This is a genomic window from Rhodopirellula sp. SH410 (assembly GCF_055811895.1).
In genome coordinates this window covers 3,515,879-3,529,164 of sequence record NZ_CM147949.1, presented here as the reverse complement: position 1 = coordinate 3,529,164, position 13,286 = coordinate 3,515,879, and the positions used below count along the sequence as shown (strand labels likewise).

The 13,286-nt window shown below is 59.1% G+C and carries 10 protein-coding genes and 1 pseudogene; 6 read left to right on the top strand and 5 right to left on the bottom strand.

The features are described 5' to 3' along the window. Positions 1-35: 35 nt before the first annotated feature. The 3 genes from SH410x_RS12965 to purE form a co-directional block, all read right to left on the bottom strand. Positions 36-2,528: a DEAD/DEAH box helicase gene (locus SH410x_RS12965; protein ID WP_473676899.1), complete on the bottom strand. Its 2,493-nt coding sequence runs from the start codon at positions 2,526-2,528 to the stop codon at positions 36-38. Positions 2,529-3,231: 703 nt separating this feature from the next. After that, complete coding sequence (locus SH410x_RS12960) at positions 3,232-4,416, bottom strand: 5-(carboxyamino)imidazole ribonucleotide synthase (RefSeq protein WP_473676898.1); 1,185 nt, start codon at positions 4,414-4,416, stop codon at positions 3,232-3,234. A gap of 97 nt (positions 4,417-4,513) precedes the next feature. Continuing rightward, a complete protein-coding gene (purE, locus tag SH410x_RS12955) occupies positions 4,514-4,981 on the bottom strand; it encodes a 5-(carboxyamino)imidazole ribonucleotide mutase (RefSeq protein WP_473677306.1) in 468 nt (155 codons plus the stop codon). A 319-nt stretch (positions 4,982-5,300) separates the two neighbouring features. Here purE and SH410x_RS12950 point away from each other — a divergent pair, with 319 nt between their 5' ends. From SH410x_RS12950 to SH410x_RS12940, 3 genes are all read left to right on the top strand, one after another. Beyond that, complete coding sequence (locus tag SH410x_RS12950; protein WP_473676897.1) at positions 5,301-5,852, top strand: GrpB family protein; 552 nt, start codon at positions 5,301-5,303, stop codon at positions 5,850-5,852. Between the two features lie 112 nt (positions 5,853-5,964). Then, positions 5,965-6,639, top strand: coding sequence for a sigma-70 family RNA polymerase sigma factor (locus SH410x_RS12945; protein WP_473676896.1), 675 nt, complete (start codon positions 5,965-5,967; stop codon positions 6,637-6,639). Then, entirely contained in the window at positions 6,636-8,969 is a 2,334-nt protein-coding gene (locus SH410x_RS12940; RefSeq protein ID WP_473676895.1) for a serine/threonine-protein kinase, read from the top strand. Before SH410x_RS12945 ends, SH410x_RS12940 begins: the two co-directional genes overlap by 4 nt. 83 nt (positions 8,970-9,052) lie before the next feature. On the opposite strand, the gene SH410x_RS12935 is transcribed toward SH410x_RS12940, so the two are convergent. After that, positions 9,053-9,571, bottom strand: coding sequence for a hypothetical protein (locus SH410x_RS12935; protein ID WP_473676894.1), 519 nt, complete (start codon positions 9,569-9,571; stop codon positions 9,053-9,055). Between the two features lie 144 nt (positions 9,572-9,715). On the opposite strand from SH410x_RS12935, the gene SH410x_RS12930 reads away from it, so the two are divergent. Together SH410x_RS12930 and SH410x_RS12925 are read left to right on the top strand one after the other, a co-directional pair. Continuing rightward, positions 9,716-10,405 carry a response regulator transcription factor gene (locus tag SH410x_RS12930; RefSeq protein WP_473676893.1) on the top strand — a complete coding sequence of 230 codons (690 nt, stop codon included), beginning with the start codon at positions 9,716-9,718 and terminating at the stop codon, positions 10,403-10,405. Continuing rightward, complete coding sequence (locus tag SH410x_RS12925) at positions 10,402-11,838, top strand: sensor histidine kinase (RefSeq protein ID WP_473676892.1); 1,437 nt, start codon at positions 10,402-10,404, stop codon at positions 11,836-11,838. The genes SH410x_RS12930 and SH410x_RS12925 overlap by 4 nt, the downstream gene beginning before the upstream one ends. Positions 11,839-11,880: 42 nt before the next feature. On the opposite strand, the pseudogene SH410x_RS12920 reads toward SH410x_RS12925, so the two are convergent. Then, positions 11,881-12,063: pseudogene (locus SH410x_RS12920) on the bottom strand (hypothetical protein); the annotation flags it as partial. Between the two features lie 211 nt (positions 12,064-12,274). Here SH410x_RS12920 and SH410x_RS12915 point away from each other — a divergent pair. Continuing rightward, on the top strand, positions 12,275-13,102 hold the full coding sequence (locus SH410x_RS12915; RefSeq protein WP_473676891.1) for a hypothetical protein: 828 nt from the start codon (positions 12,275-12,277) through the stop codon (positions 13,100-13,102). Positions 13,103-13,286 lie beyond the last annotated feature (184 nt).

The window sequence follows — 13,286 nt, the reverse complement described above, 5'->3', positions numbered from 1 at the left end:
CGACGGTGCTGGTCGCCGGCCGAACCGGGTGACGATTAGGCGTTGCGTTTGTTCTTTTTGCCTTTGCCGGCGAACGTGCGTTTGCCGTGATGCGAACCGCCTCCACCTTTGGCATGCTTGGGCTGGAACCGTCCTTGTCCGCCACCCTGGGAATAACCACCCCGTGAACCACCGTCGTTGTCGGTGTCACGCGACACTTCCAAATTCAATCGCTTGCCGGAAACCCAGGTCTTGCGAAGTTTCTGGTAGATATCCGAAGGCATGCCTTCGGGCAGATCGATCGTCGAGAACTCGTCACGGATGTTGATCGGACCAATGTACTGGCCTTCGATGCCGGCTTCGTTAGCGACTGCACCGACAATGTTGCCCGGCTTCACACCGTCTTGCCAACCGACGTCGATACGATAGCGGACCATTCCTTCGCGTGGTGGGCCGAGTTGGCGAGGTGCTTTGCCGCCGCGGTCCTGGAATCCACCTTGTCGATCGCCGCGACCAGAGTTATCGCCCCGATCGAAGTGATCATCACGCTGGGACGAGCGTGCTGTTACCGGCCGATCTTTCATCAAGAACGGACGCCCTTGCAGGGAAATCTCCGCGAGGGCGGCGGCAATCATATCGAGCGGCTTGCCGGATTCTTCGGCAAAGCTGGCGATCAATTCTTTGAAGTGACTCAGGTCCTTGTCAGCGGCGACGTCCGTGATCTGCTGACCGAATCGTTTGATCCGCATCGCGTTGATGTCTTTCGCCGTTGGGATGCCGACGACTTCAATCGGTTGCTTGGTCGCTCGCTCGATTTGACGCAGCTTGTTTCGCTGGGCATTGGTCAGGAAGATGATCGCTTCGCCATCGCGGCCGGCACGCCCCGTGCGGCCCACGCGGTGAATGTACGATTCGCTGTCGTGGGGAAGATCGAAATTGAACACGTGACTGATTCGCGGCACATCGAGCCCACGAGCAGCCACATCGGTGGCGACGAGGATGTCGAGCTTGCCGTTCTTCAGTTGGCTGATCGTGCGTTCGCGAACCTTTTGCGGCATGTCACCATTGAGGGCGACGGCCGACAGGCCTTCCCGGCAGAGGCCTTCGGCGACACTGATCGTTGCGTCTTTCGTTTTGGTAAACACGATCACACCATCGGTTTCTTCCACTTCGAGCAGGCGAACCAAGACATCGATTTTGTCTCGTGGTGAAACAAACAGGGCCCGTTGGCGAATGGACTCTGCGGTCGCGGTCTTCTTCTTGATCGTGATTCGGGCGGGATCACGCAGATATTCGTCAGCGATATCGCGAATCGGTCCTGGCAACGTTGCCGAGAACAAGGCGACCTGGCGCGTCGGTGGGGTCTTTTCGAGCACGAATTGAACGTCCTCGAGGAACCCCATGTTGAGCATCTCGTCGGCCTCGTCGAGAACGAGGCAATCGAGCTTGCTCAGATCAAGCGTCCCACGATTAACATGATCGATCACGCGTCCGGGGGTGCCGACCACAACTTGCACGCCGCGGCGAAGTTGCTTGAGTTGCGGTTCGTAGTCCTGGCCGCCGTAGATCGCAGCGACGGCGAAGCCGGGAACGCTTGCTCCGTAAGTCGAAAATGATTTCGCGACCTGGATGGCGAGTTCCCGCGTCGGCGCCAACACCAACACCTGCGGATGGAATTTCTTGACATCGATCGTCGTCAGAATCGGCAACGCAAACGCAGCCGTCTTGCCCGTCCCCGTTTGCGACTGTGCCAGCACGTCGCGGCCGTCAAGCATATGGGGAATGATCTCCGCTTGAATTGCCGTCGGTGTGACGTATCCAGACTTCACAATGGCCTGCAGAACCTCGCGGCGAAGCGGGAAAGCAGCAAACCCAGGATCGGCTTCTGGCTCCGGCGGGGCCTCAACGGCAGCTTCCTGCTCGGCAACCGGTTCCTGCTCGACGGCGGGTTGCGGTTTGGCAGCAGGTTTCTTCTTCGCAACCGGTTGTTGCTCGGTGACAGGTTCCTGTTTGGCGGCGGGTTCCAGTTCGGCGACGGGTTCCTGCTCGGCGACGGGCTCCTGCTCGGCGACGGGCTCCTGCTTGGCGACGGGCTCCTGCTTGGCAACCGGTTCCTGCTCGGCGACGGGTTCCTGCTCGGAAACAATTTCCTTCGCGGCGACCGGATCCAACTCGGCGACCGGTTCTTGCTCGGCGACCGGTTCCTGCTCGGCAACAGGTTCTTTGGCGGGCAATGGTTCGATGGATACTTGCTCAGTGGCCGCGAGCGTTTCGGTGGGTTGGGCTGCAACCGGTTCTGGCTCGATCTGTGCTTGTTCCGAGCTGACGAGTTCCTCGCTATACAATTCCACGACGTCCGCGGGAGGCGTGGGGCAGATCATTTCGACTTCGGCTGTGGCGGTCGTCGCCAGGCATTCGACGCTGACGTCCTGCGCGTAGCATGCGAGTAGAGCGTCGTTGGTAGCGGGGGTGGGCTCCATCGAAATCTCGTTGGCGAGCTCGGATTGGTTGAGCAGGGTGGGGCCACCGGATTGTTCGTTTTCAGACAACAGTAAATTCTCAGAGTAGGGGGGTTGGGCACGCTATGGACGTACCGATTGCGCAATGGCACTCCCACAACCGAGTCACGAAACCGGTCGGTCAGGAGCGAGGATGGGTTGGAAGGATGGCGTGGCGAACGGACACTTCGGTACGTACCGAGGTGACGAAACACAGATCGCGACGCTGCTTTCACTTCCCGGAAGATGAACCAGCGTTAGTCGCTGAACATTCCTACCCGTTGGACGACCCAAACGCTGTGATGATCTATCACCAGAGCTGAATCGATAAAAGACTTGTCGCGTAAACGAGCCCGTGAATTAGTTCGGCATGCTCCCCGATCTGGAACCGATCGCAACAAGCAATCAACTCGTGAATTTTGGGGCAGAGACCGAACCGGTCGAAGTTCTGTGAACCTTCGACGGCTCTTACGTCCAGGAAAGTGTAACCTGGAACCGGAAATTGCAATAGGAGCAAAAACGCAAGTTATTCCCCGGGGTCGCCCAAAGGCGGCCTCCAGCAACATTGAGTCCCCACGATGCTGCGCGTGCATCCCTTAGCCACTTGCCTCGTCACTGAATTCCGTTGTCACAACCGGACAACACGGCGCGTCAGACATTCCTGGTTTCCGTCGCGAGACGGCGGGGTGGCCAGGTTCGCGCAAACTCTCGTCGTTTTGCCCAAACCGGACTCTCTGTTCAGCGTGACTGGTCATCAGGCTTGGTCACGATCGCCTCGAACTGCGAGCGAGCTGCGCGCCCGTTCCAAACGCGACGTCACCTCGTCGAGTGAATCACCGACGGCGGAAAGGTGCCCCATTTTGCGTCCCGGCCGGGCTGCGTGCTTGCCATACAAATGCAAGGACACCCCATGGACGCTCAGAGCGGCGGGCCAGTCGGGTTGTCCGCCTTGGGCGTCCCACCAATCACCGAGGAGGTTGACCATCGCGGCCGCAGGTGTGATCTGCGCCGTATCGCCCAATGGCAGGCCACAGATCGCTCGCACATGCTGCTCGAATTGGCTCGTGCGGCACGCTTCGATACTAATGTGTCCTGAGTTATGAGGCCGTGGAGCAACTTCATTGATCAAAATCCGGGGTTCGCCGCCCTCGGTGTTCTCGATAAACATCTCCACACACAGCAAGCCGACCACGTCCAAACACTCCGCCGCAGCGATCGCCATGTCGCGGGCCTTCCGTTGCATGTCCGGCGAAATCGACGCCGGCAACGTCGTTAGATCGAGGACGTGGTTGCGGTGCACGTTCTCAAAGACAGGAAAGGTATCGGTCACGCCGTCGGCGCGACGTGCGACGATCACGGAGACTTCCCGCTGCAGATCGATCATTGCTTCGGCAACCCATTCGCCACCGCCCTGCCAATCGACTCGCTCGGCTTCGCCCGCGTCCGCCAGACGGTGCTGGCCTTTGCCGTCATAACCACTCCGCTGGGTTTTCACGATCAGTGGCCAGCCCAACGATTCGGCGGCGGTGCAGGTCTGCTGCGCATCTCGCACGGGCGCGAATGGGGTGACGGGCAAACCAGCCTGCCGCAGCGTCGTCTTTTCCAGCAGTCGATCCTGGGCGATCGCGAGCACCGAGGCGTCGGGGTAGGTCGGCGCGTGACGGCCGCAAACCGCAATGGTCTCGGCGGGAATATTCTCGAACTCGAGCGTGATCACGTCGCAGCGGCGGGCAAAATTCTCGATCGCGGAGTGATCTTCCAAGGGCCCACAGACCGTGAACGAAGCCACGTCCGCTGCCGGTTCGTCGCTACTGCCACAAAACACACCGACGCGATAGCCCAGCTTCGCCGCGGCAATGGCAAACATGCGTCCGAGCTGGCCGCCACCGACCATCCCAATCGTGGAACCGGGCAAGATCGGCCCCGAGGTTGATGTCATAAGTAGAAAATGGGTTCAGGAAGAAAAAGGGGCCAGGGTTCCCACCCCGCGAGCTGGCGGCGCTGGCGGTGGGGTTCTGCGATAGTGACGTGTGTTCTTAGAGGTCGCTGAGATCGGCGGCGGCGATCACGTCGTCGTGCTGTTGCTGGACGAAAGCGGAGACCCGCTCAGCCAACTCGGGGTCGGACATTGCCAACATTCGAGCGGCGAGAATCCCAGCGTTCTTGGCGCCCGCGGTGCCGATCGCCATCGTGGCGACCGGGATCCCACCGGGCATTTGCACGATCGACAGTAGCGAATCAAGCCCCTGCAGCGCCCGACTTTGAATCGGGACGCCAATCACCGGCAAGATCGTTTCCGATGCCACCATCCCAGGCAGGTGGGCCGCACCGCCGGCACCGGCAATGATGATCCGCAGCCCACGCTGGCGAGCTGTTTTCGCGTACTCAAACATGCGGCTCGGCGTCCGGTGTGCCGAAACGACCGATTTTTCAAATGGGATACGGAACAGCGAGAGCATCTCGCATGCCGCCGACATGGTATCCCAGTCGTTACGGCTGCCCATGATCACACCGACCAATGCGTCAGCTGGATCTTCCTGGGGTGGCGTATGAGCGGCTGTCGAATTCACGTGGGGGTGCCTCCAGGAGCTGAGAATTTGTACGCTTGGCAATCAAACGGGATTGGCCACCGGTTATAGCCGACAACGCCCATTTTCGAAATCAGACCGAAGTCTCGCATTGAAACAACCTCCTGATCGTGATTATTGACCCCCACCCTTCCAACGGTGGATGTTGTTTTGCGTATCGAGACGAAATCAGTAGACTCTCGCAGGGGCGACGCCCCTGCGATCGAGACCGTATTCGAGGACCACAGGTGACCGCTTGAACGACCGCGATGAATTTTCAGAAAGCAGCGACAACGCCGCCGGTCGCGTGCGGCTGATGCACCACGACGCCCGATGGCGACAAGAGTTCGAGCAAACCCGCAGCAGCCTGCTGCAATGCTGCCAGGGTCGCGTCGTCGCCGTTGAGCATATCGGTTCGACTGCGATTGGCGGGATCATTGCGCAGCCGATAATCGATGCGGTGGCTGTGGTGGCCGATCCCGTGGATTTTCCCGACGCCGTGCTGCTCACCGAGGGTTTGAACTATCTCCCGGGCGACTCACCCGCTTGGGCAGAAGATAGCCGCCGTCAACAGCTCGTGCTGAAGAAGCCCCGCCACGGCGACGCGACTCACCGTATTTATTTTGTTACCCAAGGCGCTCCACTGTTGCACCGCATGATGCAACTCCGAGATCATCTTCGCACGCATCCTGAGGACGCATTCGCGTTCGAAGCCGCGAAAGTGGACGTCTGGCGACGCGTCCAAGGCGATGCCGCCGATTACGAAGCTGCCATGGCCGACGTTTTCAAAGAGTTCCATCCGACGTGACCAGGGTAAGAAGGTCTGGTTTTCGGAATTTCCACTTCGTCGAAACGTCAGTTCATGGGGTATGGTAACATGGACGTGTTTTCCGCTGACTCCTATCAGGCCTGCTTATTCCGTGAACCGTGACACGCACGACTCCGACGATCTTGCTTTGCCGGTCGATCCCTCGTCGACCGCGGCACTGGTGATCGCATCGAAAGGTGGTAGCAACGAGGCGTTGGGCGCACTCCTGCTGAGGTATCGCGGTTTTTTGTTGATGTTGGCCCACCGCTACCTGTCCGATCAACTCCGTCGCCGGATCGATCCCGCTGATGTCGTGCAGGTGACCTTCTTAGAGGCGAAGCGAGACCTTGGTTCGTTCCGTGGCGATTCGCCTGCGGAATTCGCGGGCTGGCTGCGCGGCATGCTGAAGAACAACGTTGCCTCAGCGCTCTCGCATCATGTGATGACGCAAAAGCGTAGCACCAAGAAAGAGGTTCACGCACGCGTCGGTAGCGGAGATACCGGGTCGCGGGAAAACTGGATCGCTCAGCTACCCGGGGGCAAAACCAGCCCCAGCGGCGTGGCCGTTCGCGAGGAAGCAGTACTCGCGATGATGAACGCCATGCATCAGCTTCCCGAGACTCAAGCCGAGGCGATTCGGTTGCGATACATGGAGGGTTTGCCGCTGAAGGAAATTGTCGAACGGATGGGCAAAAGCGAAACAGCGGTTGCAGGCCTGCTCAAACGTGGGTTGCAGAAGATGCGAACCCTGCTGAACACCGATAGTAGTCCGTGGTGGTCGACATGAGTGAACCGGACCCACGCGAGCGGCAACCGTTGGGCAGCGATGAAGACAGCCAGATCGATCAAGCGTTCGCGGCGTATCTACAGGCCTGCGACCGAGGCGAAGTTGAGTCGCGTGAAGATTTCCTGAACCAGTTCCCCAGCCTGTCGGGGCAACTGCGTGAATTGATGGAAGCTGCCGATCTGATCGGTAGCTTCACGCACACCAGCGTTCAGCCACCGACGCAGTCCGTCGCCGACCGATTCCTGCATGGCGATTCGATGCGCCACTCGATCGATGCGGAGACCATCGGTATTGATGCGCTCGGACCGCACGAGACGGCGGGTGATCTGTCGGGACTCGATCCTCACGCGACGCTGCCGGTCTCTCATCGCGCACAAGGTGATCCAGGACCGTCGCTGCCTTTCGAGATGGAGGACTACACGCTCCTAAAAGTCCTTGGTATGGGGGGCATGGGCGTTGTGTACCTGGCCAAGCAGCGGGACCTTGATCGTCTCGTCGCGGTGAAGATGATTCGCAGCGGAATTCTGGCAGGGTCGGACGAAGTCAAACGGTTTTACACCGAGGCAAAAGCCGCCGGCCGTCTGCGGCACCCGAACATTGTCGCCGTCCATCAGTTTGGTCGCCTAGCCGGGCACCACTTCTTTTCGATGCAGTACATCCCCGGCACGGACTTGCAACGAGTGCTGGCCAACGGGCCGCTGCCGCCGCGGCGGGCCGCCGCGATCGTACGCGATGTCGCCAGGGCCATCCAACACGCCCATAGCCGCGGCGTATTGCACCGGGATCTCAAGCCGGGCAACGTGATGATCGACGAGCAAGATCAAATTCATGTGACGGATTTCGGGTTGGCAAAACATATTGATGCCGACAGCAGTTTAACGGGCCAGGGCACGGCCATCGGCACGCCGCACTACATGGCGCCCGAACAAGCGGTCGGCAATAGCGACGAGGCGACCTCGCAGAGCGACATCTACTCGCTCGGCGGGATTCTATTCGCAGCCATCGCCGGGCACCCGCCACTGGTCGGCGACACGGTGATGCAGACACTGATGCGGGTGGCCCATCACCCCGCCCCTGCGCTGCGAAGCGCGTGCCCTCATGCCGATCCCGAGATCGAAGCGATCGTAGCGAAATGCTTGGAAAAACAACCCCAACTTCGCTACGCCACCGCTGGCAAGCTCGCCGACGACCTCGACTGTTACCTTGCCGGCAGGTCCATCACCGCCCGCTCCAAAAGTAGACTCGGGAAAACCATCGAATGGACCCGGCAGGTGCCTCTTGTCGCAGCATTAACAGGCCACCACACGACCGATGCGCCCCTCGGCCAGCGGCGGTTTCAGACCCTCATGTTGACCCTCGCGGTTTTACTACCGCTGCTCGTCCTTTCATGGTCATGGTGGCATCGCCACCGCATCGCAGCGATGCCACATCAAGTTCGTCTTGCAGGCGGGTTGGTCGGTGGGCTGTACACGGACACCGCCGAACATCTCGCCGAGATGATGCAACGCGAGACAGGCGTGCCGTGTCAGGTCATTCCGACCAACGGCACGTGGGACAACCGCGCACAACTGCTCGCCGGCCACGTCCAACTCGCTCCCGTCCAGGCTTCGGCTGTCGGTGGCGAGGAACTTGCGGTTGTGGCGCCGCTCTTTTACGAGGCCGTCCATGTTCTGGTACGCCGCGATGGCCCCGTTCGTACGATCGCGGATCTGCCCGGGCACGCGATCGCTGTCGGGCCACCAGGCAGTGGTTCGCGACGCGCCGCCGATCTGGTCCTGGATTCCTTGGACCTCAACGCGGGGACTTGCCCACGCATTGATGTTGAGTGGCCGCAATTGAAAAATATGCTCGTTCCTGCTTCGCCCGAGCAGGCCCAGGTATCCGTGGCGATAATCTGCATCGGTCCCGGCAGCGAACTCGTCCGCGGAATATTGGCTGATGGAAGCTGGGAGCTGATATCGCTCACCGGCAGCGTCGCGATCTCTCTGCAACATCCCACGCTCCGGCCCATGATCCTGCAACGCTCGACGTATCAAGACACCTACACCACCGAAGCGAAACCCCGGGCGATCGAGAGTGCGACCTCATCAATGCGTGAAGATGAAGCAGCGATTGCCAACGATGACGACGCGACGATCGAAACGCTAGGCACCACTGCGTATCTGGTCTGTCGACACGACGCTTCGGATGCGCTGGTTCACGCCGCACTCGACGCGCTCTATCATCCACCCACGATGGTCGGACTGATCCCTGCTGACCACGCCGCTGAGTGGCAAGGTCTCGCCTTTCATCGCGCCGCCCGTGCGTATTTTCATCTGCTGGCCAAATGAAATCCGAGGGCGGAGTCATGAACGCGACGATTGCGAGACCAGGGATCAAGCGTGGCTCGTAGGGTCCAGCTCTCAAGAACGATCTAACGGCAGGTAACGACACTGCGGCCGATCGCGGAAAACACCGCGGTTGGGTCGTGCCACTCCGGTCGCAGGATGAAACAGCGTTCGAGGGTCACATCAGCCGACAACAGGTCTTCGATTGCATGATCGATCGTGACATAGCGTCGTGCGTTATCCCAACCTGTGATATGCAAATCTTCCCCCTGCGCGGTCGACATCGGCAATGTGATGCGTGATTGGGGTGGGACCACGACCGCCAGCTGTCCTCCCTTGCCTTCGGTGCGACGAAGGCGATGCCAGTCAGGCGCAAAGTGAACAGGCAGTTCGATGGCCACTCCCAAGTGTCGACCAAATCGGGTGTCGAGCATTTTCATGATCTCACTTAAATTCTGAAACGAATAGAAGGTCGTCACCGATACGGAGGGTGACTTGACCTCAGGCTCCCGCGGTGCTCCCATCATGGCGAAGCTGTTTGCCAACGTTGGAACGAGTCGTTGGGACTGAGTGAAGTTGGAAGCGCTGATGGTTTGCATGGACATAGTCGGTTCTCCAGTAAAAGCGGAAAGTGATTCGGCTGGAAGCGAAACAGGCTCGTTTCCAACCACGTAAGCATTCTTACTGTCCACTTGAAACCCTCCGTGAAAGCAGTCTAAATTTTTCTTTATGTTCAAAGGTATCTCCTGATGAGCGTGCGCATTCTCGCGGTCGAAGACGATCCAGGCATCGCTGACTTTCTCGTCCGCGGGCTCACCGAAGAAGGATATGTCGTCGAGCATGTCGCTGACGGTCGTCATGCCTGGTTGCGGATGCAGGCAGAGAGGTGGGATCTCGTCATCCTGGACTGGTGGCTGCCTGGGGAAGACGGCATTCAACTGCTGCAGCGTTTTCGGCAGAAGAATCGTGCCACTCCCGTGCTCTTCCTGACCGCTCGTGACGGCGTGACCGAGCGCGTCACCGGGTTGGACGCAGGCGCGGACGACTATTTGACCAAACCATTTGCCTTCGAGGAGTTGTTGGCTCGCATACGCGTGTTACTGCGGCGGCCGAGTCAAGCCGATTCCGTGAGTCTCGACTACCGTGACATTCGCATCGACTTGGCCCAACAACGTGCCACACGGGGTGGCGAGATGCTGGACCTGACGGCCAAGGAGTTCTCGCTGCTGGTCATGTTCATACGCAACCCTCAGCGTGTGTTAACGCGGACCCGGATTTATGAAACGGTGTGGGATGAAAATTTCGACGGGCTATCCAATACGCTGGAAGTGCACATCAAAGACTTGCGCCGCAAGCTCGAACAATTTGGACCGCGAGTGATCCAGACCAGACGCGGGCAAGGCTACATCCTCGACGCTCCACTGGCTGTCGACAGATGACATTGACCACACGCGTCTCAGCGTTCTTTCTCGCCACCCTCGCAGGCGCTTTGACGATCTACTCGGTGGTCTTCTACTCGGTCTCCAGTCGGCAGATTCACTTTCAGTTTGACCGTGAATTGAGTGGTGCGCTGAATTCTCTTGTCGCGGCTGCGGAGGTAGAAGAAACAGAGGTCAAGTGGCAACCGCTTGAGCATTCGATTGCATTTGGCTCGTTGGATGAGTTTGGCGAAGCTCAATGGATCGTTGTCGGCAACCAGAACTTGATTGTCGAAACATCCCGGGGCGCCGATGCCGCATTCCACGCCCGCGCGATGGAACTGGCCAACACATCAGTCTCCAGCGGAACGATTGTCGATGATGTTTCCGCGTCGGAACCGATGATGCTGATGTACCAGCGTTTGCGGGCTCCCCAGCCCTTCGCCTTTCAACGCGAACTCGACGAGTTTGACGAAGTCATGGTGGTCGTCGGCCGGTCGACCGTGAAACGAGATGCCATTCTGGGGCGACTGACCGTGCTCGTGATCCTGCTACCGATGGTGGCGTGGTTGATTGCGGCGTTGTTAGGCCGCTGGCTCGTCCGTCAGGCGCTGCAACCGGTCTCGGCAATGTCCCACCAGGCACGCTCGATCGCCGGATCTGATTTCCAAACACGCCTCAAACTGGATGACTCAGGCGACGAGCTCGCCGAACTCGGAGCGACCTTCAATCGACTGCTCGATCGACAGCAAGCCGCTTTCGAGCAACAACGTCGATTCGCCGGTGATGCCGCCCACGAACTGAGGTCGCCGATCACTGTGCTGATGGGTGAAATTGACGTCACGTTGAGAAAGCCTCGCTCGGAAACCGAGTACCAACGCACGCTGGGTGTGCTTCGTAAACAGACCCACTCGCTCCAGGAAATTGTCGAGTCACTGTTGTTCCTCGCACGCAGCGAAGACGACGCGGCCCCGCCGCAATTGCAGCCGATTGAGGTGCGTTCGTGGCTGGCGGAGCACCAGCGAACCTGGACGCGCGCGGCTCGGGCGGACGATCTGAGAATCGAGAATCATGCTACGTCAGGAACTAAGGTCCTGTGCACATCCTCCTTGCTCGCGCAGATCGTCGAAAATCTCGTTTCGAACGCGCTCAAGTATAGCGATCCCGGGACACCGGTTACCGTCTCGTCGGAGACACGCGATGGTGAGGCGGTTTTGCATGTTACCGACGCGGGCCATGGAATTAGCGATGCCGATCAACAGCACCTGTTCGATGCGTTCTTTCGCTCCAGTGACGCACGCAATAAAGGGATTGCAGGAAACGGTCTGGGACTCGCGATTGCCAGCCGGATCGCTCGGACACTCGGCGGAAGCGTATCCTGCGAGAGCACACTCGGACAGGGAAGTCGCTTCACACTGCGACTCCCACTCGTTGCGGTCAGCATCCAGGAATAACAATCGATCGCTCGAAGCATGCATCGCAGCCATATTGAGACCACGCCCCCGGGAAAAGCCTGCCGTCAAGTTGAAGTGCTTCAGCGTCAAACCATCTGCGGTATTTGCAAGCCACTGAGACTGGTTGACGACTCGCACCTTCGGATGGTCAAAGCGAAAGATCTGTCCGTTACAATCGTTCAAGATGATGAGCTCTTTTTGCGGATAGTCTTGAGCCAAAAACATCGCAACCGATTCGCTGACTAACTCAGGGCGTCCAAACGTTGGCATGATTGCCGACACCACCGGATCCTTGCCCGAGGACAGGCATGCAGCCACTTTCTGTGGATCCGACAGCTCCGAAATTGGCGTGAGAGAATGATCAGTCTGTCGTGGTTGCTTGCTAAGAACACGAAATCGCACGGACGCGATATTTGGCTCCGGGAACACGAGGTCAATGAGCAATGGTGCCCCTGTGCCTGGTATTACGGCAGCCAGTGGGACCAATTACGACCAAACAACCTACGGCTACGATAGCCAGAAGCGGCAGAACCTGCAGATTTCCCCCGGCGGCACCATTAGCCAACGTGTTCACGACGTTCGCGACAACGTCATCGCGATCTTTGTGGGCACCAACGACACCGGGTCTACCGAGTCCGACCCAACCGGCGGCGGTGCCTCGGGCAATAACATGGTCCAGGTCAGCGGCTCTGTCTTCGACAACGGCAATGACGGGGGCGATAACAACCTCACCAGCCAGATCGCTTACATCGATGGCGTCAACACCCGCACCACCGCGTTCACCTATGACTGGCGCAATCGCCGGGTAGACACCAACGGGGAGCTCGATGCCTTTGGTCGGGTTACCTATGACAACCTGAACCGGGTGATCCAGTCCGACCGCTACGATACTTCCGCCAGCGGTAATCTGGTCTCTCGAAATGTGACCAAGTACGACAACCTGGGACGGGTTTACCAGTCCAGTCGCTATGCAGTCGATCCCAACACGGGCACGGTCGGCAACCCGATCACCGGCAATACCTGGTTCGATGCGGTCGGCAACCCGGTCAAATCCATGCAGGGAGGTTCGAGCCGCTTTACCAAACAGGTCTTCGACAGCACGGGCTGGATGGTCCACTCGTATACCGGCTATGGCAACGACACGACCTATGCCGATGCCCTGAGCGTCACCGGCGACGTGATCCTCTCGCAAACGGACATGGCTTACTGTTACCGACCGAATTGCGGTCGCACTTTTTGCCGAATTGTGACTGTAGGGATTTGAAGCCCGAAATGGTCCTTTTGCCGAATTGTTGAGAATTCTGGAGAGCGTGTTTCGGGGCTGTGCGATAGGAGCGACCGAGTCGAGGCTCGAACCTGTTGTGCTCGAACCTGTTGTGCTCGAACCTGTTGTGCTCGGAGCCGTGTGTGCTCGGAGCCGTGTGTGCTCAGCGCATTAAAAAAGTGCG